The sequence below is a fragment of the Pseudomonas rustica genome (genome assembly GCF_018336155.1).
Classification (GTDB): domain Bacteria; phylum Pseudomonadota; class Gammaproteobacteria; order Pseudomonadales; family Pseudomonadaceae; genus Aquipseudomonas; species Aquipseudomonas rustica.
Genome location: NZ_JAGYHF010000044.1, coordinates 1 through 357, shown reverse-complemented (window position 1 = coordinate 357; position 357 = coordinate 1). Strand labels below are relative to the sequence as shown.

The 357-nt window shown below is 50.7% G+C and carries 1 protein-coding gene; it reads left to right on the top strand.

Features of this window, described 5'->3' with window-relative positions:
* Nucleotides 1–324, top strand: a 324-nt coding sequence (locus tag KFS80_RS26780; RefSeq protein ID WP_212546476.1) for a transposase, incomplete at its 5' end; no start/stop codon positions are given.
* Nucleotides 325–357: the final 33 nt, after the last annotated feature.

Genomic DNA, 357 nt, shown 5'->3' with positions numbered 1-357 from the left:
CTGGTGATGGCGTTTATCCGAGGTGAGTTCAAGAGCAGTGATGCTTACATCGCTTTCATTGGCATGGACTTGAAAATTTCTGACTCTGGGGAAAAAACCGGACGTCGTCGTTTGACCAAGCGAGGCTGCTCGGAAATTCGCAGGCTTTTGCACAACGCCTCTATGTCCGCCAGCCGCACAGCGGCCTGGAAGGAAACCTATGAGCATCATCGAAACAAGGGCAAAGCCACCACTGAAGCGCTGGTGATTTTGTCACGTAAACTCGCGCGTATTGCATACGCGCTGCTGAAGAGCGAGAAAGCATACGTCAGCAAAACTGCCTAAAAAACGTTGTTCGCAACCATAGAATCTCCCACA